At 63.1% G+C, this 26,127-nt stretch carries 24 protein-coding genes; 8 read left to right on the forward strand and 16 right to left on the reverse strand.

The genetic code is table 11. The annotated features are described in order from the left end of the window. Nucleotides 1–18: 18 nt before the first annotated feature. Both G7009_RS08455 and G7009_RS08460 read left to right on the forward strand, forming a co-directional pair. Nucleotides 19–291 (forward strand): HPr family phosphocarrier protein, encoded by a 273-nt coding sequence (locus tag G7009_RS08455; protein WP_181129547.1) that lies wholly within the window; start codon nt 19–21, stop codon nt 289–291. A gap of 90 nt (nt 292–381) precedes the next feature. After that, a complete protein-coding gene (locus tag G7009_RS08460) occupies nt 382–894 on the forward strand; it encodes a hypothetical protein (protein WP_181129548.1) in 513 nt (170 codons plus the stop codon). Between the two features lie 175 nt (nt 895–1,069). Here the strand turns inward: G7009_RS08460 and G7009_RS08465 are convergent, their stop codons facing one another. The 6 genes from G7009_RS08465 to pmbA form a co-directional block, all read right to left on the reverse strand. Beyond that, the gene (locus G7009_RS08465; protein ID WP_181129726.1) at nt 1,070–1,963 is read right to left on the reverse strand and encodes a ZIP family metal transporter; all 894 of its coding nucleotides are present in this window, start codon (nt 1,961–1,963) and stop codon (nt 1,070–1,072) included. A gap of 11 nt (nt 1,964–1,974) precedes the next feature. After that, the gene (locus tag G7009_RS08470; protein ID WP_181129549.1) at nt 1,975–2,586 is read right to left on the reverse strand and encodes a superoxide dismutase; all 612 of its coding nucleotides are present in this window, start codon (nt 2,584–2,586) and stop codon (nt 1,975–1,977) included. A 1-nt stretch (nt 2,587) separates the two neighbouring features. Then, on the reverse strand, nt 2,588–3,049 hold the full coding sequence (locus tag G7009_RS08475) for a DUF2753 family protein (protein ID WP_181129550.1): 462 nt from the start codon (nt 3,047–3,049) through the stop codon (nt 2,588–2,590). Nucleotides 3,050–3,076: 27 nt separating this feature from the next. Then, the gene (locus tag G7009_RS08480) at nt 3,077–4,453 is read right to left on the reverse strand and encodes a class II fumarate hydratase (protein WP_181129551.1); all 1,377 of its coding nucleotides are present in this window, start codon (nt 4,451–4,453) and stop codon (nt 3,077–3,079) included. Continuing rightward, nucleotides 4,446–4,847, reverse strand: a complete 402-nt coding sequence (locus G7009_RS08485) for a FagA protein (RefSeq protein ID WP_181129552.1) — start codon at nt 4,845–4,847, stop codon at nt 4,446–4,448. Before G7009_RS08485 ends, G7009_RS08480 begins: the two co-directional genes overlap by 8 nt. Before the next feature lie 512 nt (nt 4,848–5,359). Then, complete coding sequence (gene pmbA / locus G7009_RS08490) at nt 5,360–6,706, reverse strand: metalloprotease PmbA (RefSeq protein WP_181129553.1); 1,347 nt, start codon at nt 6,704–6,706, stop codon at nt 5,360–5,362. A 108-nt stretch (nt 6,707–6,814) separates the two neighbouring features. On the opposite strand from pmbA, the gene yjgA reads away from it, so the two are divergent. Next, nucleotides 6,815–7,336: a ribosome biogenesis factor YjgA gene (gene yjgA, locus G7009_RS08495; RefSeq protein ID WP_181129554.1), complete on the forward strand. Its 522-nt coding sequence runs from the start codon at nt 6,815–6,817 to the stop codon at nt 7,334–7,336. Between the two features lie 38 nt (nt 7,337–7,374). Here the strand turns inward: yjgA and tldD are convergent, their stop codons facing one another. From tldD to mreB, 8 genes are all read right to left on the reverse strand, one after another. Beyond that, nucleotides 7,375–8,814, reverse strand: coding sequence for a metalloprotease TldD (gene tldD / locus G7009_RS08500; protein ID WP_181129555.1), 1,440 nt, complete (start codon nt 8,812–8,814; stop codon nt 7,375–7,377). Nucleotides 8,815–8,816: 2 nt separating this feature from the next. Continuing rightward, nucleotides 8,817–9,668: a carbon-nitrogen hydrolase family protein gene (locus G7009_RS08505; protein ID WP_181129556.1), complete on the reverse strand. Its 852-nt coding sequence runs from the start codon at nt 9,666–9,668 to the stop codon at nt 8,817–8,819. Next, entirely contained in the window at nt 9,665–13,480 is a 3,816-nt protein-coding gene (locus G7009_RS08510) for a YhdP family protein (protein WP_258197892.1), read from the reverse strand. Before G7009_RS08510 ends, G7009_RS08505 begins: the two co-directional genes overlap by 4 nt. A 196-nt stretch (nt 13,481–13,676) precedes the next feature. Next, nucleotides 13,677–15,134, reverse strand: coding sequence for a ribonuclease G (gene rng, locus G7009_RS08515; protein WP_181129557.1), 1,458 nt, complete (start codon nt 15,132–15,134; stop codon nt 13,677–13,679). Nucleotides 15,135–15,188: 54 nt separating this feature from the next. After that, entirely contained in the window at nt 15,189–15,800 is a 612-nt protein-coding gene (locus G7009_RS08520; protein WP_181129558.1) for a Maf family protein, read from the reverse strand. Between the two features lie 32 nt (nt 15,801–15,832). Next, a complete protein-coding gene (gene mreD, locus G7009_RS08525; protein WP_181129559.1) occupies nt 15,833–16,321 on the reverse strand; it encodes a rod shape-determining protein MreD in 489 nt (162 codons plus the stop codon). After that, nucleotides 16,321–17,421, reverse strand: coding sequence for a rod shape-determining protein MreC (mreC, locus tag G7009_RS08530; RefSeq protein ID WP_375139543.1), 1,101 nt, complete (start codon nt 17,419–17,421; stop codon nt 16,321–16,323). The genes mreD and mreC overlap by 1 nt, the downstream gene beginning before the upstream one ends. Before the next feature lie 203 nt (nt 17,422–17,624). Continuing rightward, nucleotides 17,625–18,662 (reverse strand): rod shape-determining protein MreB, encoded by a 1,038-nt coding sequence (mreB, locus tag G7009_RS08535; protein ID WP_039575577.1) that lies wholly within the window; start codon nt 18,660–18,662, stop codon nt 17,625–17,627. Nucleotides 18,663–18,864: 202 nt separating this feature from the next. Here mreB and gatC point away from each other — a divergent pair, with 202 nt between their 5' ends. From gatC to G7009_RS08560, 5 genes are all read left to right on the forward strand, one after another. Further along, a complete protein-coding gene (gatC, locus tag G7009_RS08540; protein ID WP_181129560.1) occupies nt 18,865–19,152 on the forward strand; it encodes an Asp-tRNA(Asn)/Glu-tRNA(Gln) amidotransferase subunit GatC in 288 nt (95 codons plus the stop codon). Nucleotides 19,153–19,167: 15 nt separating this feature from the next. Continuing rightward, nucleotides 19,168–20,619 carry an Asp-tRNA(Asn)/Glu-tRNA(Gln) amidotransferase subunit GatA gene (gene gatA / locus G7009_RS08545; RefSeq protein ID WP_181129561.1) on the forward strand — a complete coding sequence of 484 codons (1,452 nt, stop codon included), beginning with the start codon at nt 19,168–19,170 and terminating at the stop codon, nt 20,617–20,619. An 11-nt stretch (nt 20,620–20,630) separates the two neighbouring features. Further along, nucleotides 20,631–22,076: an Asp-tRNA(Asn)/Glu-tRNA(Gln) amidotransferase subunit GatB gene (gene gatB, locus G7009_RS08550; RefSeq protein ID WP_181129562.1), complete on the forward strand. Its 1,446-nt coding sequence runs from the start codon at nt 20,631–20,633 to the stop codon at nt 22,074–22,076. A gap of 143 nt (nt 22,077–22,219) precedes the next feature. Then, complete coding sequence (locus G7009_RS08555; RefSeq protein WP_181129563.1) at nt 22,220–22,594, forward strand: septal ring lytic transglycosylase RlpA family protein; 375 nt, start codon at nt 22,220–22,222, stop codon at nt 22,592–22,594. 77 nt (nt 22,595–22,671) lie between these two features. Next, nucleotides 22,672–23,697, forward strand: coding sequence for a calcium/sodium antiporter (locus G7009_RS08560; RefSeq protein WP_375139544.1), 1,026 nt, complete (start codon nt 22,672–22,674; stop codon nt 23,695–23,697). A 60-nt stretch (nt 23,698–23,757) separates the two neighbouring features. Here the strand turns inward: G7009_RS08560 and G7009_RS08565 are convergent, their stop codons facing one another. Both G7009_RS08565 and G7009_RS08570 read right to left on the reverse strand, forming a co-directional pair. Then, on the reverse strand, nt 23,758–25,128 hold the full coding sequence (locus tag G7009_RS08565) for an amino acid permease (RefSeq protein ID WP_181129564.1): 1,371 nt from the start codon (nt 25,126–25,128) through the stop codon (nt 23,758–23,760). A 44-nt stretch (nt 25,129–25,172) separates the two neighbouring features. After that, nucleotides 25,173–26,114, reverse strand: a complete 942-nt coding sequence (locus G7009_RS08570) for an AEC family transporter (protein WP_181129565.1) — start codon at nt 26,112–26,114, stop codon at nt 25,173–25,175. Nucleotides 26,115–26,127: the final 13 nt, after the last annotated feature.

Here is a 26,127-nt window from a genome sequence, read left to right on the forward strand (position 1 = left end):
CACAGGATCAGCGCCACGATGCCCGCCCGCGAAATCACCATCATCAACAAGCTTGGGCTGCATGCCCGGGCAGCGGCAAAGTTCGTCGGTGTCGCAGGACGCTTTCCCTGCCAGGTCAAGGTAGGCCGTGCGCCCGACAAGCTGGTCGACGGCAAGAGCATCATGGCGGTGATGATGCTTGCTGCCGGCAAGGGCACGCAGGTCCATCTTCATACCGAGGGTGACCAGGACAGCGATGCCCTCGAAGCACTGGTAGCGCTGATCGACAACAGGTTCGACGAAGGCGAGTAAGCGCTCGGTAGTGCACCTGCAATCTTCGCAGGCAGATGCCTGAAGAGTCATGCAAGGGCAGCAGCTCGGCAAGAATGAATCGGCATCGGTGTGATCGAAAAACGTCATAGAGCCCGCTTGCTGTGCCATTGGCTGCTTGTCCGCATTCGCAAAAAGTGTCCTGCCCTCCCAAAACCCAAGGAACTCAAGTTCCCCGCGCAGCTCAACAGTCAGAGCGACTCTTCGCTTGGCTTGATGTCGAGGGAACAAAAAATGAACAATAGAAACTTCATGTTGTGTGTGTTTGCTGCGTTTCTGCCTCTTAGCGCTGGCGCTGCAGAGGTCGAGATGGAAAAGAATTTTAACGGCTTGGACATCACCACGCAGATTGCCGGTGACAACTCCAGTGGGCCGGGGTCCAGTATGTCAGGGCTACAGGTTATGAAAGTGACCAACAATACGTCGAGTCAGGTGCGCTGCGAGTTAGAGGCCGGGCCTGCCGAAGCCAGTGACAGTGTGCCCGGCCCGGTCATGATCAAGCCGCACGAGTCCGCTACCCTGCGTCTGCCGGGCAGTTATGCGAGTGCTACATTCAAGGCGAAGCTGACATGTGACAAGGCGTAGCCCCAAGTCCACCCCGAAGCTGAAGCAGCGACTTCAGCAGCGTCAGGCCTGGTTGCGGTGCGCCCGCCGGTATGCCGTGGAATGATGCAGCTGAAGCCATTGCGGCAGAGGAGCTGGGAGGGGCATCGCACTATCCCGCGCGCCATGTCTCCCGGCAATCCGTGACGCGCCTTTTTCAAGACATCGCGGTATCCATCACCATCATCAGGCAGAAGCCGATACACAAGCCCAGGCTTGCGAGTCGGTGATGGCCGTTGCTGCGCGATTCAGGGATGATTTCTTGCGTCACCACCAGCAGCATGGCCCCTGCTGCGCAGGCCAGACCCAGTGGCAACAGCAATTCGGCCACATTCACCAACCACGCACAGATCACTGCCGCCAGCGGCTCCACCAGCCCGGAAGCGGCACCGATCAGGAAAGCCTTGAAGCGCGACATTCCCGCGCCTGCCAGTACCAAGGCTATGACCAGCCCCTCCGGCACATCCTGCAAGGCAATACCCATGGCCAGGCTGTCGGCATCAGCCATACCGCCACCGGCAGAAACGCCAATGGCCATCCCTTCAGGGATATTGTGGGCAATGATGGCAATCACGAAGAGCCAGATCCGCGCAGCGATCACGGGCTGGCTCCCAGTGCCGACCAAGGCTGGCGAAGAAGCGCCTGACACCTTGAGATCGACCAGGAACAGGCACAGGGCGCCGAACAACAAGCCGAAGCTGATCAGGCCACCAGCACTCCAGGGACTGAAGCCGATAGACTGGGCCGCCTCCAGGCCAGGGATGACCAGGGAAAAGGCGGTCGCTGCCAGCATCACCCCGGCACCGAAGCCCAGAAGGGTATCGGCCAGGGCGACTGGCATGTTGCGGATGATCAGTACCGGTACTGCGCCCAGCGCCGTGCCCAAGGCACACAGCGCACCCCCCTCGAGCGCGCGCAGCATGCGCGGCTCGAGGTCGAGCCAGGCGATGCCGCGCCCGACCAGCAGCGCAGTACCTACCAGCAGCAGCAAAGTCCCGAGCGCCAGCCGAAAAAGGCGCACACTGCTGACAGACATCACCTGCGAACGCATACCGGAACGACTCACTTCAGGGCTTCGAGGTATCGACGTTCCACTTCAGCCCAGTCGACGACGTTGTAGAAGGCGCCGATGTATTCCGGGCGACGGTTCTGGTACTTCAGGTAGTAGGCGTGCTCCCAGACGTCCAAGCCAAGGATCGGCGTGTTGCCGTTCATCAGCGGGCTATCCTGGTTGCCGCTGCTCTCGACCACCAGTTGCTTGGACGGGGTAACGCTGAGCCAGGCCCAGCCGCTGCCGAAACGGCTCACTGCCGCTTTGGTGAAGGCTTCCTTGAAGGCGTCGAAACCACCCAATTGCTCCTCGATTGCCTTGGCTACGCTGCCTTGTGGCTGGCCTCCGCCCTGGGGCGACATCACGGTCCAGAACAAGGTGTGGTTAGCGTGGCCGCCGCCCTGATTGATCACAGGACCCTGAAGTTTCTCGGGCAACTGCTTGACGCTGGCCAAGAGTTTTTCCACCGGCCATTCGGCCCATTCGGTACCGTCGATGGCGGCATTGAGGTTGTTGATGTAGGTCTGATGGTGCTTGGTGTGGTGAATCTCCATGGTCTGGGCGTCGATGTGCGGTTCCAGCGCATCGTAGGCATAAGGCAATGCTGGCAAGGTATGGGACATGTCAGTGGACTCCGTAAGCGTGGATTCGGGGAATAGCGTCCGGCTGGGCCGCCAGTTCGCTTGTCTCGGGTGCATGACGATTGAGCAGACGCTCGGTGCGCGGGTACTGCCCGTACTCGGCGATGAAGTTGAGCAGCTCGGTATAGGTCCGGCAACTGTGCCGCAACGCCGCTTCACGCAACGCCTGCGGCAGACGCGGTTCCTGGCTCGCCTGGAGCAGCCGCTGGTGGGCGGCACACAGGTAGTCGGCGCTTTCGTGCGGCTGGTTCAGCCGCAGGTGCAGATCGGCCAGGTTATGGTGGGCAATGACGAATACCGCCACCGCTTCGTCGATGTCATGCCAGCGCTCGAACAACACCTGGGCCAGGGCCAGGGCTTGCAGGTAGTGCTCACGGGCATCGACCAGCTCACCCTGTTCGAACAGCCGATTGGCCAGTTCAGTAGTGCGTTTCCAGTGCTGCATGACGAACCTCCAGAACGGCGGACGCGGTCAGATGCCGCCCGCGGTTAGTTTTTCCGGATCGAGCAACACCTCCAGTTGACTGCGGGTCAGCTCGGTATGTTCCAACGCGACATCGATGACGGGACGACCTTGCCTGTAGGCGGTCTTGGCGATTTCAGCGGCCTTGAGATAACCGATGATCGGGTTCAGCGCAGTGACCAGGATGGGGTTGCGCGACAGAGCCTCATGCAGTTTCGATTCATTCACCTTGAAGCTGGCGATGGCCTTGTCGGCCAGCAGACGACTGGCGTTGGCCATCAGCTCGATACTTTCGAGCAGATTGCGCGCGATCACCGGCAGCATCACGTTCAATTCGAAATTGCCCGACTGCCCGGCGATCGCGATGGTGGCGTCATTGCCGATGACCTGTGCGGCGACCATGGCGGTCGCTTCCGGGATCACCGGATTGACCTTGCCCGGCATGATGGAAGAGCCGGGCTGCAGCGCTTGCAGCTCGATTTCGCCTAGACCGGCCAGCGGCCCCGAGTTCATCCAGCGCAGATCGTTGGCGATCTTCATCAGCGCTACGGCTGTGGTCTTGAGCTGGCCGGACAGGGCCACGGCGGTATCCTGCGAACCGATCAGGGCAAACAGATTCTCCCCCGGCACGAACTCGACACCCGTCAGGCGACTGAGCTGGCACGCGAAACCCGCGGCGAACTGCGGGTGGGCGTTGATGCCCGTCCCGACTGCGGTACCTCCTTGAGCCAGCGACTGCAGGCTTGGCAGCGTCATTTCCAGATGACCCTGCGCACCCTGGATCTGCGCCGACCAGCCACCCAGCACCTGACTCATGCGAACCGGCATGGCGTCCATGAGATGGGTACGCCCGGTCTTGACATGGTGGTGCACCTGCGCGGCCTTGGTGTCGATGACCTGGACCAGGTGACGCAGCGCCGGCAGCAGCTGCTCATGCAGCGCGAGGGCCGCACTGACATGGATGGTGGTCGGGATGATGTCATTGCTGCTCTGGCCGCAGTTGACGTGATCGTTGGCATTGACTGCATCGCCGAGCACGCGACTGGCCAGCGTGGCGATGACCTCGTTGGCGTTCATGTTCGAACTGGTGCCCGAGCCGGTCTGGAAGATGTCCACCGGGAAATGCTGCAGGAAGTCATCGGCCAGCAGTTGCTCGACCGCCTTGACGATCGCCCCGCCCTGCTCAGTCGTCAGTTGCTCCAGCTCGACGTTGGCCTTGGCCGCCGCCGACTTGGCCAGCAGCAGCGCACGAATGAACTGGGCGGGCATGCGCTGGCCGCTGATCGGAAAGTTGTCGACCGCGCGCTGCGTCTGGGCGCCATAGAGCGCCTGGGCTGGCACCTGCAGTTCGCCCATGCTGTCACGCTCGATACGGGTATCACTCATCTTCGAATCCTTGCATCAGTTCGGCGGGAGAAATCGAGGGCAGCAGTACGCAGTTGGCCAATTGCAACGCGTAGGGCTGCCAGCGTTGATTCTGTTCGCAGCGGTCGAGCGTGCGCAGGTCCAACAACGGGCGCCAGGCCTGGTCCAGGCACAGGCAGCGCCAATGCCAGGGCAACATGCGGTCGCAGGCAGTATCCAGCAGCAAACGGAAAGAAGTCAGGGCCACGGTCCAGGACGAGGTCTCGGTACAGCAGACCAGGTAGCGGCCTTCGGCCAGGTAATGCTGGAGCAAGCGCGGCTCGTCAGGTTCGAGGGCACAACGGATGCGACGGCTGAGCCAGCGCCAGTTTTCCAGGTAGGACAACTCGTGGAGGACGGTTTTCATGAACATCATCGCCGGGTGACTGGGTAATGATATTCATTATTAAGTGATAAATAGAATCACTTCAAGCGGTTACCAAGAAATACTGCTAGGCGTTGTTGGAGACTTCATGACCGGGAAGAAGCGCAAGCCGCCTGAGTCAGGTCATCACGACAGGTAGGCAGGCCGTGCGAATCGGCCTCGAAAAGATACGAAACCGTCTAATTGCAGGCTGGGATTTAACTGGGGGCCACTAGGCTGATGCCGATTTTCATGTGCGGAAGCCTATTTGCAGCTCTCCAACTGCTTGTGAGGCTGATGGCCTCATCGCGGGACAAGCCCGCTCGCCACCGGTGCGCGGCGTAGCGAAAATACATTCCAAGTGGCGAGCGGGCTTGCCCCGCGATGAGGCCATCAGCCTCACAAAAATCTAGGAACCGAAAGCCAAGCTTCAGCATATGAAAGATGAATATTCACCTTAAATGGGCTGGGATTGGCTTAATGGCGCGCCGACAACTGCAAATGCGGTAGGCGCGCCACGGGTTTCAGCTCCCTGCCACCATCATCCGTTCAATCAGGACCGAGCCCGTATGGATATTGCTACGTGTTTCCAGATCGCTGCCGATAGCGACGATTTGCTGGAACATGTCCTTCATGTTGCCGGCGATGGTAACTTCCTGAACGGCAAACTGAATCTCGCCGTTCTCGACCCAGTAACCGGCCGCGCCGCGCGAGTAATCCCCGGTAACCATATTCAGGCCATGGCCCATCAATTCGGTGACCAGCAGGCCCCGGCCCATCCGACGAATCAACGCGGCCTGGTCTTCTTCTCCGCGGGTAACGAAAAGGTTGTGTACCCCGCCAGCGTTGGCGGTACTCGGCAGCCCCAGCTTGCGGCCGGAGTAGGTACCCAGCACGTAAGACACCAACTCGCCCTTTTCGACGAACGGTTTTGCATAGGTTGCCAATCCGTCACCGTCGAAGGCGGCACTGGCCAGTGCACGAGGCAAGTGCGGGCGCTCGTCCAGGGTCAGCCACTCAGGAAACAGCCGCTGGCCGATGGCGCCGTCCAGAAACGATGACTTGCGATAGAGATTGCCTCCAGAAATCGCGGACAGGAAGCTGCCGAACAGCCCCCCAGCCAACTCCGCCGAGAACAGCACCGGCACTTCGCAGGTCGGCACCGGCCTGGCACCCAGGCGGCTCGCGGCGCGCTCGGCGGCGCGCTTGCCGATCGTGCGGGGATCGCTCAGCAGAGCGCCCTGGCGATTGACGTCGTACCAGTAGTCACGCTGCATCTGCCCCTCGCTTTCGGCGATCATCACGCAGCTGAGGCTATGGCGAGTCGAGGCATAACCACCGATGAAGCCATGGCTGTTGCCATAGACGCGGCAGCCTTGATGCGTATTCAGGCTGGTGCCATCGGCGTTGAGAATGCGCAAATCGGCGTCGAAGGCAGCGGCCTCGCATTCCAGGGCCTTTTCGATCGCCTGCTCCGGGCTGATATCCCAGGCATGGTAGAGGTCCAGGTCCGGCAACTCGCGCGCCATCAGCGCGGCATCGGCAAGCCCCGAACATTCGTCCTCGGAGGTGTGTCTGGCAATGGCAAGGGCGGCCGCCACCGTCTCGCGGATCGCCTCCTCGCCACTGGCCGAGGTGCTGGCAGAGCCTTTACGCTGACCGACATACAAGGTAATGCCAAACCCTTGGTCGCGATTGAACTCTACGGTCTCGACCTCGCGCTGGCGTACCGTGGTGGACAACCCCTGCTCCAGCGATACCGCCACCTCGCAGGCGCTGGCGCCCTGGCGACGCGCCTCGGCGATGATCTGCTCGACCTGCTCCTGCAACGCCGGCAGGGCCTGGGGGCCTACGCTCTGGACTGCACTCATGGTTTTCTCCACTCAAATTCTGTGTTCGGCGAGGGTCTTTCCAAGACCGGACCGGACAAGCGGCCCCCGACTGGTTATCATGGCGGCGTTTTCCAGCGGACTGCCACCATGGTTGATTCTTACGACGACGCCTTCGACGGCGAAAAAAGCAAAACCCAGATCAAGCGCGAGCTGCATGCGCTGGTCGAACTCGGCGAGCGCCTGACGACGCTCAAGCCGGATACCCTCGCCCGCCTGCCGCTGACCGATGCCCTGCGCAAGGCGCTGGCCGAAGCCAGCAAGCACACCGCGCATATCGCCCGCAAACGCCATATGTCGTTCGTCGGCAAGCTGATGCGCGATCAGGACATCGAGGCCATCCAGGCGGTTATCGACCAGCTCGATTCCTCCACCCGCCAGTACAACGAGCGATTCCACGGCCTGGAGCGCTGGCGCGACCGACTCATCGACGGTAACGACGAGGATCTGGAACGGTTCGTCAACGAATTCCCCGATGCCGACCGTCAGCACCTGCGTTCGCTGGTGCGCCACGCCCAGCACGAGAAAGCGCGGAACAAACCGCCTTCCGCCTCGCGCAAGATCTTCAAGTACATCCGCGATCTCGACGAAACCCAACGCGGCCTGCGCTGAGTCTCGTCGCGGGCAGGCACCAGCCTGCCCCGCTTCCTTCATCCGCCCGTCCCACCCACGGTGATCGCATCCAGCTTCAGGGTAGGCTGGCCTACGCCGACCGGCACCGACTGCCCGTCCTTGCCGCAGGTTCCTACGCCGCTGTCCAGGGCCAGGTCGTTGCCGACCATCGACACTCGACTCATGGCCTCCGGGCCGTTTCCGATCAGTGTGGCGCCCTTGACTGGCGCGGTGATCTTGCCGTCCTCGATCAAGTACGCCTCGCTGGTGGAAAAGACGAACTTGCCACTGGTGATGTCCACCTGGCCGCCGCCGAGGTTGGCGCAATACAGACCCTTCTTGACCGACGCGATGATCTCCTGCGGATCGCTCTCGCCGGCGCGCATGTAGGTATTGGTCATGCGCGGCATCGGCAGGTGCGCATAGGACTCGCGGCGTCCATTACCGGTGACGGCCATGCCCATCAGACGCGCATTGAGCTTGTCCTGCATGTAGCCCTTGAGGATGCCGTTCTCGATCAACGTGGTGCATTCGGTCGGCGTGCCTTCATCATCGACGCTCAGCGAACCGCGACGACCCTCGAGCGTACCGTCATCGACGATGGTGCACAGGGTCGAGGCGACCTTCTGGCCCAGTTGGCCACTGTAGGCCGAGCTGCCCTTGCGGTTGAAGTCGCCTTCCAGCCCGTGGCCGACGGCCTCGTGCAGGAGCACCCCGGACCACCCTGGGCCGAGGACGACCGGCAGGGTACCGGCCGGCGCCGGCTTGGCGTCCAGGTTGACCAGGGCCTGACGCAGAGCTTCGCGGGCGTAGCCCATCACGCGTTCTTCGGTGAAATAGCGATAGTCGGTGCGACCGCCGCCGCCTTGGCCACCCCGTTCGCGACGCCCCTCGTGCTCGACGATGACACTGACGTTGAAACGTACCAGAGGCCGTACATCGGCGGCCAGACTACCATCGGCGGCAGCCACCAGAATGCGTTCCCAGACGCCGGCCATGCTGACGCTGACCTGCTGGATGCGCGGGTCCAGCGCACGCGTGGCGACATCGACACGCTTGAGCAGGTCGACCTTGTCGGCACGACTCAATACATCCAGAGGGTTGTCCGGGGCGTACAAGGCCGCCACATCCTGGGTGCGAAAGGCCTCCACCCGGCCCTCCTGCCCGGCGCGGGAAATCGAGCGCGCGGCACGAGCCGCCGCGGTCAGGGCCTCGAGGTTGATCGCGTTGCTGTAAGCGAACCCGGTCTTCTCGCCCGACTGGGCACGTACGCCCACGCCCTGGTCGAGGTTGAAACTGCCTTCCTTGACGATGCCGTCCTCCAGTGCCCAGGTCTCTGAGATCTGGCCTTGGAAGTACAGGTCGGCGGCATCGATACCCGGCCCGGCCAAGTCACCCAGCACAGCCTGAAGGCTGTCCAGGGTCAGTCCGCCTGGTGCCAGGAGCTGCTCGCTGACGGTGGATAACATCTGGCTCATAGTCACTCCGAGGTGTACGCAGGACGCAAGGCGTCCTGCGAGAAAAAGCGCCGATGTGAAAGCACCGGCATTCGCGCCCTGATGGACGCCTGTTCATCGCTGTCGCGATCGGCCAGCAGCACGGCTTCGCCGCTGGCCTGTTGAGCGACGATCCGACCCCAAGGGTCGATGATCGCCGTATGGCCGTGGGTCTCCCGGGGCCCTGGATGGACGCCGCCCTGGGCAGCGGCCAATACGTAGCACTGCGTCTCGATCGCGCGAGCGCGAACCAACACTTCCCAATGCGCCGCGCCGGTGATCGCGGTGAACGCGGACGGCGCGCTGATCAATTCGGCCCCGGCGGCGCGCAAGGCGCTGTACAGCTCGGGAAAGCGCAGGTCGTAACAGACACTCAGCCCCAGCCGGCCTACCGGAGTATCGGCCACTACCACCTGGGCGCCATGGGCGTAGTCATCCGATTCGCGATAACGCCCGCGCGCGTCGGCCACGTCCACATCGAACAGGTGCAGCTTGTCGTACCGCGCCACCACCTCGCCGTGCTCGTCGATCAGCAGCGAGCAGGCATGAGTCTTGGCTTGCGGCTGGTCCACAGGCGGCAACGGCAAAGTACCGGCGACTATCCATAAGTTGAGGTCACGGGCGGCGTCTTTCAACCATGGCAGGATCGGACCCTGGCCTTGGGCCTCGGCCCGACCGATGGCCGCGGCATCGCGACGGCCCATGGCAGCGAAATTCTCCGGCAGCACCGCCAGCCGCGCACCGCCCTTGGCGGCCTGCTCCAGCAGGGTCCTGGCCCGTTGCAGGTTGGTCAGGACATCGTCCTGACTGACCATCTGGATGACCGCTGACTTCATGGTTGCTCCCGGCGCGACTTCTCGAAAGGTTTCACAAAGGTGATTCTAGGCTCTTTCCACGGTCCTTCGACCCGGTAGTGCACACTGGCGTAGCGGGCGACGCGATCACCGATCAATTGGTCCACCAGGAACAGAGCGCCACCGATGGCCGGCGCCCCGACGAGCAGCGCCGCCAGCGGCAGATTATTGGTGACCGGCAGGGTGACCTGCAGGTTGGCGTTTATCCGGTCGCGGACCATGTCCAGCGTGCCTTCGAGCTCAAAGTTGCTAGAGGGCCCGGTCATGGTAATCGGCTCACGGGTCACGTAGACGCCTTCACTGGAAACCAACAACCCCTTGACCCGATCGTAGGCCAGGCCTTTGCCGAGTAGGTCGGAGAAGTCCAGGCGCAGTCTGCGGCCGATCGAGTTGAAATTGAGCAGGCCAAATACCCGCAATGCCTGGGCGCCGCCCTCCACCTCGACGAACTGGCCCGTGCGCAGCGATGCATCGAGGCTTCCGGAAAAACGCTTGAGTCCGATCCAGGCAGGCGAGCCCGGCCAACGGCCATCGGCGTCCAGGCGGAACCTGCGGCTGGTGACCGTCGGCGCGAAGCCCCAAGCCTTGAGGACATCCGCCAGGTCATTGCCCTGCAGACGCCCCTTGTACCAGCTGCCGCTGGTGCCGGGGGCGCCTTCCCAGCCGCCGCTACCGTTGATGCGCAGTCCCTTGAGATCGAGATCGAGGTCCTGGAACGCGACACCGCGTGCGTTCGGGCGCAGCTTCATGGCCCACCGCCCGAGCAGGTCGTCCCCGCGATACAGCTTGTCGATGGCCAGGTCGATAGCGGGAACCGTGCGCGGATCGAACGAGGCCAGCGGATCGGGCGCATCTTCGTCCTGCGCCTGGGCAGGGTCGGCGGGCGGCAGGCGCAAGGTCTGCAGCTTCACGGTCATTGGCGCCGACTTGGTATCGGGAATACGCGCATTGCCGATGACTTCCTTGCTGTCCAGGCGCAAGTCCCAGTTCGCGCCAGCACGTTCCAGGCGTACCACCGCCTGGTTGAGTTCGATGGCCGAGGTCTTGAGTTGGCCGATGCTCAGGTCGATGCCCTGCAGTATCTGACGGGCATTGCCACCGGGGTCATCACCGGCGAAGCGTTGCATCTGTCGCTGCCAGGGTTCCAGGTCCAATGACTCGAGCCGCCCCCTGACGCGGATGCCCTGCCCCGAAGGCGGCGTGGCTTCGCCCGGGCCCAGCAGGAGCTCGCCGCGACCCTTGTCGAGTGCATCGGCGGATGCGACGTAGGCCAGGCGCGCCAGATCGACGTAGCGCGCATCGAAGCGCCGCTCTTTGCCTTGCAGGTTCATGGCGAAACGGCTGTCGCGAACCTCTGCCGCAGACTTGCCGAACGGCGCTGGCAGATCGATCGCCAAGCCCTTGAGCGACGAGTCGATGGTCAGGTTGTTGAGACGACTGCCCAGGTTGACCTGCAGTTGATACGGCAGGTTGCCCGACGCCGGCAATGCCTGCTTGAACTGCAACCAGTCGGTCAGTGACTTGAGAGCGATCTGACCATTGGCGGCAATGCGTGTCTGCATCTGACCCGGCGCGCCCTCGGCGAAGATCTGCGCCTTGACCGGCCTGTCGAAGGCTCGCAGGTTGATATCGCTGCCACTGAGCCCCCTGTCGTAATCGAAGCGGAAATCGCCCTTGAGACGGCTGAGCTCCAGGCTGGGCGATGCGATCTTCAGCAGCGCATCCCGGGTGGAGAAGTCGACCAGGACCTTGGGCTGCTCACCTTTGGCAAGCGGAATGTCCAACTTCAGCTTGCCGTGCAACGGGCCCTCGCCTTCCCATCCGGCGAAAATATCCGCGGTACCGATAGGCGCTTGCTGAAGGATCTTCAACCCATCCGGCAACCCTCCCTTGAAGGCGCCGTCCAGGTGCAGATGGCTGTGCTGGCCTTCGTCGACATGAGGAATGTCGACGTTGACGTCACTGACCTGGGTATCGAGCAGCAGGCCGCTCCTGGCTTTGATACGCACCCCGGCATCGTCGATGGAGACATCGCCATCGACCTGTTGGACCTGTGGCCAGCCGGGCTGGAAGTCGAGCGCGGCATCGCGGACCTTGAAGAACAGGCTGATACTGCGTGCATGCGCTGGCGCGCCATGGTTCAGCGAACCTTGATACTGGAAGTAGCCTTCATCCACCGTGCCTTTGACGATAGCGCTGCGCAGCCACTCCTCGAGCCCGGGGCTGAGGACTTCGGGCAGGTATTTGGCGGTATAGCGACCGTCGCCATCGGTCAGGCCGACCCGCAGGTCCATATAGTCTTCCCTGCCCTCCTCGAACAACAGGCGAATCAGGAAGTCACCTGCGATCTTGCCTTCTTCGCCCAGGACCTTGAGGTAGGGCGCGACCAGCGTGAATCCTTCCTGGTCGAGACGCCAGGTCAAACGTGCGTTGGCCTGCTTGTAATGCCAGGGCTTGGCGAAAATCGGGTACAGATGCAGCATGAAAGCATCGGTATCCAGGCGCAGCTCACCGTGCCCCAGGTCGCCGCTGATGCTGCCGCTGACATTTCCGGCCGCCGGCGCCCCATGGTACGCATCGAAGCCGATCCGCTCCAGGTTGGCGGCGAACTGCAGACGCTGGTCACCTTCGGCCTTGGGCCGGATTTCCAGGTTCAGGTTACGCACGGCCCCCGTGACCTTCAGCGCGTCGACCACTGCCATGAGCTTGTCCGGCAGCGGGGCCAGGGCCTTGATCACCGGCGTGAGCGGGGTCAGGTCCAGGCGGTCGGCCTGGACTCGCCATGACGCCTGGGTCGGGTCTTCCCCACGCTGCTGCTTGAGTTGCAGGTGAGATTCCCAGCGGGTCTCGCCCAGCGTGAACGCCAGGGAATCGAACACTGCATCGAAACCCTCGCCCCGGCGCTGGAACCAGGCATTCAGGGCCAGATTGTCGAGCCTGATCGATTCGCGCCCGGCGTAGGCGCCTTCCAGGCGCGGCGCATTGAGCCGGACCACGGCGCTTTGCAGATGCCCGTCGTCCCATTCGAGCCAGTACTCACCCCCGGCCTGCAAGTGCGCCGTCTGCCACTGGCCAAGCAGGCGCGGCGGGATCCAGCGCGACCAGTCACTTTGCGGCAGGCTCAGGTAGGCCTCGAGACGGCCATCGCGCCAGGCTTGCGCCGTGGCTCGGCTTCGCAGGTTAAACGCCGCTGGCTGACCGTCGGGCAGGGTCAGGCGTACGTCGAGGCGCTGCCGGGAGCTAGCGCCCTCCATCCCTACGCTGACGTAGGTCATCGTCATGGGATCATGCTGCCAAGGCACCACGGTCACCTGACTATCGAATACATCGACCCGTCCCAGCTGCTGCAAGCGGCGCATCAACTGCGCCGGATCGAAAGGTTCATCATCGCGCTGCGCGAGCCCTTCGAGTCGCCAGGCACCCTGCTCGTCCTCGCGCAAATGCAACTGCAGACCGCCCAACTGGATCCGCGACAGGCGTACCTCTCGAGCCAGCAGGCTGCCCCAGAGGTCGGGCATCACGCTCACGTCATCCAGGCGCAAGGCAGCGGCGCCCTCGCCCAACTGGATATCACGGCCACGGAGAATCGGCGACAGCCCGCTCCAGCGACCTTCCAGCGAACCCAGGTGCACCGGCATGCCCAACGCCTGTTCGGCTTGCTCCTGCACCTCGGCGCGATACTCCGCGATCAACGGGACCAACTGTCGGCCAAGGCTGACGTATACCGCCACCAGCACGGCCACCAGGGCACAGAGCAGCAGACCCCAGCGGGTCATGGCGCCAAGGACGCGCATCAGTCGTTCCAAGGCTGTTGCCCTCCACGTCGTTCGCCAGGGGATCGTGCAGCTTCAGGCGCCACGGCGCCCGCGCCTGGATGGAAGGCATGTCTCGTCATCTCGCGATCGCCACGAACGTGGCGACAGTTCCTGACTATGGCCCAAGAAAGCCGCTTTGCCGGCCACCCTCTCCGGTAGAGGTCATCAGAACACGTCAGAGCAGCACCACATCGTATTGTTCCTGGGAATACATGGACTCGACCTGGAAACGAATGGTTCTACCGATGAAGGTCACCAGTTCGGCGACGTTGCCAGACTCTTCGTCGAGCAGGCGGTCCACCACCTTCTGGTTGGCCAGCACGCGATAGCCCTCGGCGGGATAGGCACGAGAGACTCGCAGAATTTCACGGAAGATTTCGTAGCAGATCGTCTCGGGCGTTTTCAGCTTGCCGCGCCCCTGACAGCAGAAACAGGGCTCGCACAGTACCTGCTCGAGGCTTTCGCGGGTGCGCTTGCGGGTCATCTGCACCAGGCCCAACTCGGTGATGCCGATGATGTTGGTCTTGGCATGATCCCGCTCGAGCTGTTTCTCCAGCGTGCGCAGGACCTGGCGCTGGTGCTCTTCATCCTCCATGTCGATGAAATCGATGATGATGATGCCGCCGATATTGCGCAGGCGCAGTTGCCGGGCAATCGCGGTGGCCGCTTCGAGGTTGGTCTTGAAGATGGTTTCCTCGAGGTTGCGATGACCGACGAAGGCCCCGGTGTTGACGTCGATCGTGGTCATCGCCTCGGCCGGATCGACGACCAGGTAACCGCCAGACTTGAGCGGCACCTTGCGATCCAGCGCGCGCTGGATCTCGTCTTCGACGCCATACAGATCGAAGATCGGTCGCTCGCCAGGGTAGTGTTCGAGCCGATCGGACACTTCCGGCATGAGCTCGGCGACGAAATGGGTCGTCTTCTGGAAGGTTTCCCGCGAGTCGATGCGAATCTTCTCGATCTTGGCGTTGACCAGGTCGCGCAGGGTACGCAAGGCCAGGCCGAGGTCCTCGTAGATGACGGAAGGCGCGCCGCAGGTCTTGACCTGCGTGCTGATCTGCTCCCACAGACGGCGCAGGTAACGGATGTCCTGGAAGATGTCCTCGGCTCGCGCGCCCTCGGCGGCGGTGCGCAGAATGAAGCCACCGGCTTCCTTGATGTCATCCTGCCCGACGCAGTCGCAGACCACCTGTTTCAGGCGCTCACGCTCGACCTCGTCCTCGATCTTCAGGGAGATGCCGACATGGCTGCTGCGCGGCATGTACACCAGATAACGCGAAGGGATCGACAGCTGGGTGGTCAGACGTGCGCCTTTTGTGCCGATGGGGTCCTTGGTGACCTGTACGACCAGGCTTTGGCCCTCGTGCACCAGGGCACTGATGCTTTCCACCGCAGAGCCTTCACGCTGGGATATTTCCGAGGCATGGATGAACGCGGCGCGCTCCAGGCCGATATCGATGAACGCCGCCTGCATGCCTGGCAGAACACGCACCACCTTGCCCTTGTAGATGTTGCCGACGATGCCCCGGCGCTGGGTACGCTCGACGTGCACCTCCTGCAGGACACCGTTCTCCACCACCGCCACGCGCGATTCCATCGGGGTGATGTTGATCAGAATCTCTTCACTCATGGCAGGCTCTCGTCATAGGTCTTCGCTAATGATGGATCGCGGAAGGGCAACTGGCTACTGCTGGAGCACATCCTCTGCGAAAGTCGACGACGGCTGCCAGCAAGCGATGCCGAAACGCGCGAGCAGATCGGCGGTTTCACTCAGGGGCAGACCGACCACCGCCGAATAACTGCCTTGCAAGCCGATGACGAATACCGCGCCAAGGCCCTGGATGGCATAGCCGCCAGCCTTGTCCGCCGGCTCGCCGCTGGCCCAGTAGCGCGCGGCCTCCTCGGCGCCGATGGCACGAAAGCGTACCTGGCTGGCAACGCACAGGCTCTCGCAGCGCTGGCCATCGCCGAGGGCCACGGCGGTCAGTACCTGATGTTCACGGTTGGAGAGCTCGGCCAGCATGGCCAGCGCCTGCTCACGGTCCCGCGGCTTGCCGAGGATCTTGCCGTCGAGCACCACGGCGGTGTCGGCGCCAAGCACCACACCGGGCTGTCCCAGGCCCGCGAGCCCGGCCTCGGCCTTGCCGCGCGCCAGGCGTTCGACATAGGCCGGCGCGGCTTCGCCGGGCAAAGGAGTTTCATCGATGGGCGCGCCGAGCGTGGTGAAAGGCACGCCGATCTGGGTCAGCAACTCACGCCGGCGAGGCGATCCGGAAGCCAGGTATAGCGCGATCATGTGGACATCTCCCTGTCGGTCGTGGCGCAGCTTCAGTTGATGTTCAGCCGCTTGCGCAGATCGCGCAGGGCGAAGCTGATCCAGGGCCAGAGCAAGGCGCTGATCACGGCGGACCAGACCAGTGCCAGGGTGGGCAGGCGGTTGCCCGTCAATGCGCTCAGCCATAGCTGGATCAACTGGGCGATGCCGAAGATGACCAGGATTACCAGGCTCTGCTGCCACATCGGGAACATGCGCAGACGCTGTTGCAGCGACAGCACCAGAAAGGTGATCAGGGTCAGGATCAAGGCATTCTGACCCAGCAGGGTACCGTACAGCACGTCTTCGGCCAGGCCCAGCAGAAAGGCGGTGGTCATCCCTACCTTGTGCGGTAACGAAAGGCTCCAGAACGCCAGCAACATTGCCAGCCACATGGGCCGGAACACTTCCATGAACTGCGGCATGGGGGAAACGCTGAGCAACAGGCCGACCGCGAAGGTCAGCCAGATAAACCAGCCATTCTTGCTGCGAGTACTCGCCATCATTCTCTCCGAGGCTGGGCCGGCGCCACGGGCGTCGCTGCCGGTCTGGCGGGGACGGTGGCAGCGGGCGCGGCGGGGGCTGGTGGCATCGCGGGCGCAGTGACCGTCGGCCTGGAAGGTACAGCCGGAGCCACGCCTGCCGGCGTGGCCGGTACGGGCGCGGAGGGTGCGGCGCCTGCCGGAGCCGTCGGCGCCGTACCCTGTGGGCCCGCGGCAGGTGTCTGGCCCTCGACCGGAGCGGCGGCACCTGAAATACCGCGACGGTCCGCTTCTTCCTGAGCCATGGCCGCGTCGGTGGCACGCTGCTCGGCGGAACGGCTGTCGGTGAAGACCAGCAGCATGTAGCGGCTGCGGTTGAGCGCCGCCGTGGGAATGGCCCGCACGATGGCGAACGGCTGGCCGGAGTCGTGAATCACTTCATTGACCGTGGCCACGGGGTAACCGGCAGGAAAGCGCTGGCCCATGCCCGAGCTGACCAGCAGGTCCCCTTCCTTGACGTCGGCGGTGTCCGCCACATGGCGCAACTCCAGCCGCTCCGGGTTACCGGTACCACTGGCGATGGCGCGCAGGCCGTTGCGATTGATCTGTACCGGAATACTGTGAGTCGTGTCGGTCAGCAAGAGAACCCGTGCGGTATAGGGCATCAGCTCGACCACCTGACCCATCAGGCCGCGGGCGTCGAGCACCGGTTGGCCGAGAAACACCCCATCGCGTTCGCCCTTGTTGATCAGGATACGATGAGTGAACGGATTGGGATCGACGCCGATCAGCTCGGCCACCTCGACCTTCTCGTTGACCAGCGCCGAGGAGTTGAGCAACTCGCGCAGACGCACGTTCTGCTCGGTCAGGGCCGCGAGTTTCTGCAGGCGTCCCTGCAGCAGCAGGCCTTCGGTCCTGAGTTTCTCGTTCTCGGCGATCAGCTCGGTACGGCTGCCGAACTGCCCCGCCACCCCTTGCCACAGGCGCTGGGGCAGGTCGGTGATCAGGTACGACTCCATCAGTACCAGCCCCATCTGGCTGCGCACCGGTTTGAGGACGGCAAAGCGCGCATCGACCACCATGAGGGCGATCGACAACACCACCAGCACGAGCAGGCGCACGCCCAGCGAAGGGCCCTTGGTGAAAAGCGGTTTAATGGACCGTTCCTCGTGGACGACGATTCAGGAGGTCATTGGACATGAACAACGCACCGGCCTGCTTGCGGATTGACGGAAACGACGCCCGACGGACGCCAGCCCAGCGCATACAGGTAGCACTGCACGTGCTACCTGTAAACCGGGCGACCAACGGACAGCCTCTGACGTCACTCGCTGGAAAGCAGGTCCATGGCATGCTTGTCCATCATCTCCAGCGCGCGGCCACCACCACGAGCGACGCAGGTCAGCGGGTCTTCGGCGACGATCACCGGCAGGCCGGTTTCCTGGGCCAGCAGCTTGTCCAGGTCACGCAGCAGCGCGCCGCCGCCGGTCAGCACCAGGCCACGCTCGGCGATGTCCGAAGCCAGCTCCGGAGGCGACTGCTCCAGGGCGCTCTTGACGGCCTGGACGATGGTCGCCAGCGATTCCTGCAGCGCTTCGAGGACTTCGTTGGAATTGAGCGTGAAGGCACGCGGGACGCCCTCGGCCAGGTTACGACCACGAACATCCACTTCACGGATCTCGCCACCTGGGTAGGCGGTACCGATTTCCTGCTTGATGCGCTCGGCGGTCGACTCGCCGATCAGGCTGCCGTAGTTGCGACGTACATAGGTGACGATGGCTTCGTCGAAGCGATCGCCGCCTACGCGCACGGATTCGGCGTAGACCACGCCGTTCAAGGAAATCAGGGCGATTTCGGTCGTACCGCCGCCGATATCGACGACCATCGAACCACGTGCTTCCTCGACCGGCAAACCGGCACCGATCGCGGCCGCCATGGGCTCTTCGATCAGGAATACTTCACGTGCACCGGCACCCAGCGCCGACTCGCGGATGGCGCGACGTTCGACCTGGGTCGATTTGCACGGAACGCAGATCAGCACACGAGGGCTGGGCTGCAGAAAGCTGTTTTCGTGTACCTTGTTGATGAAGTACTGCAACATTTTTTCACAAACGCTGAAGTCGGCGATCACGCCATCCTTCATCGGACGAATGGCAGCAATGTTGCCGGGGGTACGACCCAGCATGCGTTTGGCTTCGGTACCAACGGCGACGACGCTTTTCTGGTTGCCGTGGGTACGGATGGCAACAACCGAGGGCTCATTCAGGACGATACCGCGCTCACGCACGTAGATAAGGGTGTTGGCAGTACCCAGGTCGATGGAAAGATCGCTGGAAAACATGCCACGCAGTTTCTTGAACATGGGAAAGTGACCCTAGGCAAAGCGTGGGTAAAAAAGTGCGGCAAACTCTAACAATGGCGGGGATTTTGGGCAAGGCGCCAATATGTTAAATTGGCAGTTTTTCCGAGCACGCCAGCAGATGATCGCGGCCATATGACCGCCAAAACGCTGGCATGTTCCTCATCGCGGACCCTTTCCGCTCCTGTTCCTCCTGGAGATCCCCATGGCGCTTGAACGCTGCGACGTGGAAAAGATCGCCCATCTGGCCCGCCTGGGCCTGAATGAAGGCGAACTGCCACGCTACACCGATGCCTTGAACAGTATTCTCGGGCTGGTCGACCAGATGCAAGCCGTCGATACCAACGGCATCGAGCCCCTCGCCCACCCCCTGGAGGCCAGCCAACGCTTGCGTCCCGACCAGGTCAGCGAAAGCAATCAGCGCGAAGCCTACCAGGCCATCGCCCCGGCGACCGAAAACGGTCTCTACCTGGTTCCCAAAGTCATCGAGTAAGGGATAGTAGCCGTCATGCATCAATTGACCCTGGCCGAGATCGCCCGCGGACTCGCCGACAAGTCGTTTTCTTCCGAAGAGCTGACCCGCGCCCTGCTGGCGCGAATTCAGCAACTCGACCCGCAGATCAACAGCTTCATCAGCGTCACCGAGGAACTGGCCCTGAGCCAGGCCCGTGCCGCCGACACCCGTCGCGCCGCCGGCGAGACGGGTACGCTGCTGGGTGCCCCGATCGCCCACAAGGACCTGTTCTGCACTTCTGGCGTGCGCACCAGCTGCGGCTCGAAGATGCTCGACAACTTCAAGGCGCCCTACGACGCCACCGTGGTTTCGCGCCTGGCCGATGCTGGCATGGTCACGCTGGGCAAGACCAACATGGACGAATTCGCCATGGGCTCGGCCAACGAGTCCAGCTACTACGGCGCGGTGAAGAACCCCTGGAGCCTGGAGCACGTCCCCGGCGGTTCGTCCGGTGGTTCGGCCGCGGCGGTGGCCGCGCGCCTGCTGCCCGCCAGCACCGGTACAGATACCGGCGGCTCGATCCGCCAACCCGCCGCACTGACCAACCTGACCGGCCTCAAGCCGACCTACGGACGGGTTTCTCGCTGGGGCATGATCGCCTACGCCTCGAGCCTGGACCAGGGAGGCCCGATGGCCCGCACGGCCGAAGACTGCGCCCTGCTCCTGCAAGGCATGGCCGGCTTCGACCCCAAGGACTCCACTAGCATCGACGAGCCGGTGCCGGACTACAGCGCCAACCTCAACGCGCCCCTCGAGGGTCTGCGTATCGGGCTGCCGAAAGAATACTTCGGCGCTGGCCTCGACCCGCGCATCGCCGACCTGGTGCATGCCAGCGTCAAGGAGCTGGAGAAGCTCGGCGCGGTGGTCAAGGAAATCAGCCTGCCGAACATGCAGCACGCCATCCCGGCCTACTACGTGATCGCGCCGGCGGAAGCCTCCTCCAACCTGTCGCGCTTCGATGGCGTGCGCTTCGGCTACCGCTGCGAGAACCCCAAGGATCTGACCGACCTGTACAAGCGCTCCCGCGGCGAAGGTTTCGGCACCGAGGTGCAGCGGCGCATCCTGGTCGGCACCTACGCCCTGTCGGCCGGCTACTACGATGCCTACTACCTGCAGGCACAGAAGATCCGCCGCCTGATCAAGAACGATTTCATGGCCGCCTTCGAGCAAGTCGACCTGATCCTCGGCCCTACCACGCCGAACCCGGCCTGGAAGCTGGGCGCCAAGAGCAGCGACCCGGTCGCCGCCTACCTGGAAGACGTCTACACCATCACCGCCAACCTCGCAGGCCTGCCGGGCCTGTCGATGCCGGCCGGTTTCGTCGAAGGCTTGCCGGTCGGCGTGCAGTTGCTCGCTCCTTACTTCCAGGAAGGCCGCCTGCTCAACGTCGCGCATCGCTATCAGCAAGTGACTGACTGGCACACCCGCGCCCCCAACGGCTTCTGAGGAATTCACACATGCAATGGGAAGTTGTGATCGGGCTGGAGATTCATACCCAGCTCGCCACCCAGTCGAAGATCTTCTCCGGCAGCTCCACCACCTTCGGCTCCGAGCCGAACACCCAGGCGAGCCTGATCGATTTGGGCATGCCGGGCGTGCTGCCGGTGCTCAACCAGGAAGCGGTGCGCATGGCCTGCATGTTCGGCCTGGCCATCAACGCCGAAATAGGCCAGCGCAACGTCTTCGCCCGCAAGAACTACTTCTACCCCGACCTGCCCAAGGGCTACCAGATCAGCCAGATGGAGCTGCCGATCGTCGGCAAGGGCTACCTGGACATCGCCCTGGAAGACGGCACCATCAAGCGCGTGGGCGTCACCCGCGCGCACTTGGAGGAAGACGCCGGCAAGAGCCTGCACGAAGACTTCACCGGTGCCACCGGCATCGACCTGAACCGTGCCGGCACGCCGCTGCTGGAGATCGTGTCCGAGCCGGACATGCGCAGCGCCAAGGAAGCGGTGGCCTACGTCAAGACCATCCACGCCCTGGTGCGCTACCTGGGCATCTGTGACGGCAACATGGCCGAAGGTTCGTTGCGCTGCGACTGCAACGTCTCGATCCGCCCGAAGGGCCAGGCAGAGTTCGGCACCCGCTGCGAGATCAAGAACGTCAACTCGTTCCGCTTCATCGAGCGCGCCATCAACAGCGAAATCCAGCGCCAGATCGACCTCATCGAGGACGGCGGCAGGGTCATCCAGGAAACCCGCCTGTACGATCCCAACAAGGACGAGACCCGCTCGATGCGTAGCAAGGAGGAAGCCAACGACTACCGTTACTTCCCCGACCCGGACCTGCTGCCGGTGATCATCGAGGACGCGTTCCTCGAGTCCACCCGTGCCAGCCTGCCGGAACTGCCGCAGCAGAAGGTCGAGCGTTTCCAGGTGCAGTATGGCTTGTCGCCATACGACGCCAACGTCCTGGCCACGAGCCGCGAACAGGCCGACTACTTCGAGAAGGTCGTCGCCATCGGTGGCGATGCCAAGCTGGCGGCCAACTGGGTCATGGTCGAGCTGGGTAGCCTGCTGAACAAGCTGGGCGTGGAAATCGACCAGGCGCCGGTCACCGCCGAGCAGCTCGGTGGCATGCTGCTGCGCATCCGCGACAACACCATCAGCGGCAAGATCGCCAAGACCGTGTTCGAGGCCATGGCGGCCGGCGAAGGCGATGCCGACAGCATCATCGACAGCCGGGGCCTGAAGCAGGTCACCGACACGGGCGCGATCGAGACCATGCTCGACGACATGCTGGCCGCCAACGCCGAGCAGGTCGAACAGTACCGCGCCGCCGACGAGGCCAAGCGCGGCAAGATGTTCGGCTTCTTCGTCGGCCAGGCGATGAAGGCGTCCAAGGGCAAGGCCAACCCGCAGCAGGTGAACCAGTTGCTCAAGGCCAAGCTCGAAGGCTGATCGTCCGAAGCGCACCGCTGCGGCGCGCCTGGCCATGACGGGGCCGTACTGGCGCCAGGCCCGACGAAATCGTCGGGCCTGGCACTTTCATCGTCAGGTCGAGCCACGTGCGCCTCGAGACCTTTTCTACAGGAGTAACCGACGTGAAGTGGCGTCTCCTTTGCGCGTCTGTATTTCTCGCCCAGGTGGCCGGCTGCGCCAGCCATGATGTCGATCCGCATGGGTACGACAAGTCGGGCCTCGCTTCATGGTATGGCGCACGCCATCAAGGCAAGCGCACCGCCAGCGGCGAACGTTTCAACCAGAACGGCCTGACCGCCGCCCACCGAAGCCTGCCATTCGGCAGCCGAGTGAGGGTGACCAACACGCGCAATCAGCGTAGCGTCGTGGTTCGTATCAACGACCGCGGGCCTCACGGCCGAAGCCGGCTCATCGACTTGTCACGCGGCGCCGCGGAAAAAATCGGCATGCTGCGTAGCGGAACGGCGCGCGTGCGGGTACAAGGTCTGGACGATTGACCTGAGGAGCAGAGACCATTTTCGACCTCGCCACCCTTCCCACTTTCAGCCTTCTGCAACTTGGCGTCGGCCTGCTGTTGCTGATAGGGGGAGCGGAACTATTGGTGCGCACCGCCCTGCGCCTGGCCCATCGGCTGCATGTGCGGCCCTTGATCATCGGCCTGAGCCTGGTGGCTTTCGGCAGTACCGCGCCGCAACTGACCGTGAGCCTGCAAGCGGCCTACCTGGGCGCGCCAGACGTGGCCGTAGGCAGCGTGATCGGCAGCAACATCTTCAATATCCTGGTCATCCTCGGCCTGGCTGCGCTGCTCATTCCGCTGCGGGTTTCCTGGCAACTGGTCCGCTTGGACATTCCGCTGATGATCATCGCCAGCGCACTGGTCTACCTGCTGGCCCTCAATGGGTATCTGGGCCGACTTGAGGGTGTGCTTCTGCTGGTGGGACTGATCGGTTACCTGGCTGTCCTCTGGCACCAGTCGCGCCACCATGCCCGCACCTACCCTGCGCCCGCGCCCGCAAGCGTCACGCCCAGGCGCTTCTGGGTGGTTGCCGTCACACAGATTCTGATCGGCCTGGCGCTGCTCAGCCTGGCCGGGCACTTGGTACTGGAGGCTGCAGTCGAAGTCGCCACCGATCTCGGACTGTCCGAGCGCATCATCGGCCTTACGGTGGTCGCGGTGTGCACATCGTTGCCGGAGCTGGCGGCCGCGCTGATCGCCGCCCTGCGCGGTGAGCGGGAAATCGCGGTCGGCACGGTGATCGGCAGCAACCTGTTCAACCTCCTGGCCGTGCTCGGGTTTACCGCCGTGGTCACGCCGCAACCCCTGTCGATCTCGCCCAACGCACTGGATTTCGACCTGCCGATCATGCTCGGCGTCGCGGTGCTGTGTCTGCCGGTGTTCTATTCCGGCTATCGGATCACCCGCGCCGAAGGCCTAGTCTTTCTCTTCCTGTACCTGGCCTACGGCCTGCACATCGTGACCTTCACCACCGGCATGGCACTGGCCGAAAGACTGGAAGGGGTCATGCTCTCGTATGTGTTGCCAATACTGGGGATCGCCCTGCTGTACACGACGGTGCGCGCCTGGCGACGCCAGCACTAGGGTCACGCGCGAACAGCGGATCGCTCCCAGTGCCGGGGCAACCCGCTGTCAGCTCCATGCTCAGCGGTCGAGCGCGACCGCACGCGTGCGTTTCTTCAGCCAGAACGCCACACCCAGCGCCGCAATCCAGAACGGGATGAAGATCACCGAGATACGGATCGAGGGCGTGAGGTACATCACTACCAGGATCAACACGATAAAGGCCAGGCAGAGGTAGTTGGTCACGGGATGACCCCAGCTCTTGTAGAACGGCCTCTCGCCAGCGGCCTGCTTGGCGCGACGGAACTTCAGGTGGGTGATGCTGATACTTGCCCAGTTGATCACCAGCGCCGACACCGCCAGGGCCATCAACAGCCCGAAGGCCTCGCCCGGCATCAGGTAGTTGATCAGCACGCACAGGCCCGTGGCCACCGCGGAGACGGCCAAAGCCAGCAGCGGCACGCCCTTGCGGTTGACCTTGAGCAACTGACGCGGCGCGTCGCCCTGGCTGGCCAGACCGAACAGCATGCGACTGTTGCAGTAGACGCAGCTGTTGTATACCGACAGGGCCGCCGTGAGCACGACGACATTGAGTACGGTCGCGACCAGATTGCTGTCCAGCTCATGGAAGATCATCACGAACGGGCTGCCGCCCTGCACCACTTTCTGCCAGGGATAGAGCGCAAGCAGCACGGCCAAGGCACCGATGTAGAAGATCAGGATACGGTAGACCACCTGATTCGTGGCCTTGGGGATGCTCCGGCGCGGATCGTCGGCCTCGGCGGCGGTGATGCCGACCAGCTCCAGTCCGCCGAAGGAGAACATGATCACCGCCAGTGCCATGACCAGGCCAGTGATGCCATTGGGGAAGAAGCCACCGTATTGCCAAAGATTGGCGACGCTGGCATCAGGCCCGCCCGTGCCACTGGCCAACAGCCATGCACCGAAACCGATCATGCCGACGATAGCGACCACCTTGACCAGCGCGAACCAGAACTCCATCTCTCCGTACACCTTGACCTGGCTGAGGTTCAAGGCGTTGATCGCGACGAAGAAGATCGCTGCCGTGGCCCAGGTGGGAAATTCCGGCCACCAGTACTGCACATAGATACCCACGGCCGACAGTTCGGCCATGCCCACCAGCACATACACCACCCAGTAATTCCAGCCCGACACGAAGCCGGCGAACTCGCTCCAGTAGCGGTGGGCGAAATGGCTGAAACTGCCGGCGACCGGCTCTTCGACCACCATTTCACCAAGCTGGCGCATGATGAAGAAGGCCATCATGCCGGCAACGGCATAGCCGAGCAGGACGGAAGGACCCGCCAGCTGGATGGTCTGGGCGATCCCCAGGAACAGCCCGGTACCGATGGCTCCGCCCAGTGCGATCAACTGGATATGGCGATTTTTCAGCCCGCGCTGCAACCGCTCGGGCGTGCTCTGGTCTTGCATGAAGTGTCCTTAGTTCAGGAGGCAGTGTTGTTTGCGGTCAGGATCTAGATCCATCCGCCCCACTGCAAGAAGAAGATTCCGATATTGGTGGTGATCGCCGCTGCCAGCGTGGTGATCACGATGATCGATGCAGCCAGTTCGTGGTTGCCGTTAGCCGCGCGAGCCATGACATAACTGGCCGCCGCGGTAGGGCTGCCGATGTAGAGGAAGATGATACCCAGCTCCGCTCCGCGAAAGCCGCAGAGCCAGCCTCCGAGCGTGCCAATCAGGGGCAGCCAGATCATCTTCACCAGGCTGGCGCTGACAGCCAGGCGACCGCTGTCGCGCAGGGCGGCGAGCGACAGGGTCCCACCGATGCAGATCAGCGCCAGTGGCAGGGACATCTGCGCCAGGTAATCGCCGGAAGTCAGCAGCCAGTTGGGCAGCGGCACCTGGCCGTAGGCCATGGGCGCGGCGGCCAGCACGCTGATGATCAGCGGATTGGTGAAGATGTTCTTGGCGATGCTCAAGGGGTCTGACTTGAGGTCGGGGCTATAGACCGCCAGGACCACCGCCGACAGGGAGTTGTAGAGCAGGATCACCAGGCCGGCCAGGACGGCGCCCAGCGAGATACCGTAGTCACCGTAGAGGCTGGCCGCCAGGGCCAGGCCTATGACGCCGTTGTTGCCACGGAAGCTGCCCTGGGTATAGATGCCGCGATCTTGCGGCGGACAACGCCAGATCGCGAAGCCCCAGGCCATGGCGAAGCCCAGCACGGTCGCCAGGGTGAAATACAGGATGACGCCAGGTTTGACCGCCGTCGACAGGTCTGCATGATAGATGCCCAGGAACAGCAGCGCAGGCATGCAGACGTTGAACACCAGGGATGAGGCGATGTGGATGAAGTTATCGTCGATCAGGCGGATGCGCTTGAGAAGCACGCCCATGAACAGCATGGCGAAGACAGGAGCCGTGATATTCAGCGTCTGGATAAGAAGGGCGAGCATTGAAAGCGGTCCC

The sequence above is a fragment of the Pseudomonas capeferrum genome, from assembly GCF_013523055.1.
Taxonomy (GTDB): domain Bacteria; phylum Pseudomonadota; class Gammaproteobacteria; order Pseudomonadales; family Pseudomonadaceae; genus Aquipseudomonas; species Aquipseudomonas capeferrum_A.